At 73.3% G+C, this 2,079-nt stretch carries 2 protein-coding genes; both read left to right on the top strand.

Annotation, left to right across the window (positions count from 1 at the left end; translation table 11 throughout):
• Positions 1-85: 85 nt before the first annotated feature.
• Positions 86-1,315: an ROK family transcriptional regulator gene (locus PKY62_RS13170; protein ID WP_324537689.1), complete on the top strand. Its 1,230-nt coding sequence runs from the start codon at positions 86-88 to the stop codon at positions 1,313-1,315.
• Positions 1,316-1,566: 251 nt separating this feature from the next.
• Positions 1,567-2,079: substrate-binding domain-containing protein (locus PKY62_RS13165; protein WP_324537687.1), on the top strand; the 513-nt coding region annotated here is incomplete at its 3' end.

The following is a 2,079-nucleotide window of genomic DNA, read 5'->3' as shown; positions in this document are numbered from 1 at the left end:
GAACCATGGGGGGCATCTCCTCGGTGAGCGGCAACCATTTGTTGTGTGGCTGAACTTATCGCAGCGCGCCGGTAGGGTCAACCCCATGAACGAACGGCTGGGCACCCCGCGGGCCGGCCGCGCCGCGCGTCAGGTGAGCCTGCGCCAGCACAACCTCGGCCTCGCCCTGCGCCACATCCTCGACGCCCCCCACCCGCTGTCCCGCGCCGACATCGCGCTCGCCACGGGCCTGACCCGGGCGACCGTCTCCGCCCTGGTGGACCGCCTCATCGCCGCGCACCTGGTCGCGGAGCTCGAGCCGGTGGCCGCGCAGCGCGCCGGCCGACCGGCGGTCCCGCTGGTCCCCGCCACGGGGACGGTGGCCGCCGTCGGCATGGAGGTCAACGTCGACTACCTGGGGGTGCGCGCCGTCGACCTCGCCGGCCGGGTGCTCAGCGAGCACGTCGAGCCCGGCGACTTCCGCGGCAGCGAGCCCGGGCCGGTGCTGGACCGGCTCGCGGCCCTCGCCGGGCCCGTCGTCGCGGTGCTCAGCGCCGACGGCGTCGCGGTGGTCGGCACGGCGCTGGCGCTGCCCGGCCTGGTCGACTCCGTCACGGGACCGCTGCGGGTGGCACCCAACCTCGGCTGGCGCGACGTCGACGTCGTCGGTCTGCTGACGGCCCACCCCGTCCTGGCGGCCGTGCCGCCGCGCCTGGCCAACGAGGCCAACCTCGCCGCGCGCGCCGAGGCCCACGTGCGGCGCCGCACCGGCCCGTCGAGCTTCGTGTACGTCTCCGGCGAGGTCGGCATCGGTGGCGCGATCGTGCTCGATGGCGAGATCTTCACGGGCCGGCACGGCTGGAGCGGGGAGATCGGGCACATCGCGCTCGGCACCGCGGGGTCGTTCGACGAGGGGGGCACGCTCGAGGCGTTCGCCGGGCAGGACGCGATCCTCGACCACGCCGGGCTGCCGCGGAGCACCACGGTGGCGGAGCTCGTCGCGCGGGCGGACGTCGGCGAGGAGCTCGCCGTGGCCGCGCTGGCCCGGGCCGGGGCCGCGCTCGGCGTGGTGCTGGCCGGGGTGGTCAACGTCGTGGACGTCGAGCACGTGGTGCTCGGCGGGATCTACGCGGACCTCGCGGACCACCTGCGCGCGCACGTCACCGAGCAGCTGCGCCGGCGCGTCATCGCCGCGCCGTGGTCCCGGGTCGACGTCGACGTCGCGCGCGCCGGGAAGTACCCGGCGATGACGGGCGGCGCGCTGTCCGTCCTGGAGCTGCTCGTCGAGGACCCGGCGGCCTGGGTGGGCGAGGAGCCCGGGACCACCACGGCCTGACCCCGGGTCGTGACCCGGGGCCCGATGCCGCGTCCCGACCCGGGGCCGGACGCCGCGTCACGGTGGCGCGACCGGTCGCGCCACCGTGACGAGATCGTGATCCTGTGGATCGTTTCATCGGGTTGTAGAACGATTTCGTCGTCCGTATGTTCAATGAACCAACTAAAACTGGTGCGGCTCCCGCGGGCTTCCCGGGGAGCGGCTGCGGCCGGCGTCGACGAGGACCCGGCCTGACCCGGAGGGCGACAACGATGTCACTACGCACGGTCAAGACCCTGGCGGCGCTCACGGGCGCTGCGCTCCTCTTCTCGAGCCTCGCCGCCTGCACGGCCGAGCGGGAGGAGGCGCCCGCGGAGGAGGGCGCCACCGAGGAGGCGCCCGTCGCCGAGGACATCCTCGTCGGCATCGCGATGCCGACCCGCAGCCTGGAGCGCTGGAACAAGGACGGCTCCAACCTCGAGGGCCTGCTCCAGGACATGGGCTTCCAGACCAACCTGCAGTACGCCGACAACGAGGTGGACCAGCAGATCTCCCAGCTCCAGAACATGATCAACGAGGGTGCCGACATCCTCGTCATCGCCTCGATCGACGGCACGGCGCTCGCGCCGATCCTGGCCGACGCCAAGTCCCAGGACATCACCGTCATCGCCTACGACCGCCTCATCAACGAGACGCCCGACGTCGACTACTACGCGACGTTCGACAACTACATGGTCGGCCAGATGCAGGGCGAGTTCCTCGAGGCGCAGCTCGGCCTCGCCGAC

Source organism: Actinotalea sp., from assembly GCF_035443605.1.
Taxonomy (GTDB): Bacteria; Actinomycetota; Actinomycetes; order Actinomycetales; family Cellulomonadaceae; genus Actinotalea.
The sequence above is the reverse complement of the archived record's forward strand: the minus strand, read 5'-3'. Positions and strand labels throughout refer to the sequence as shown.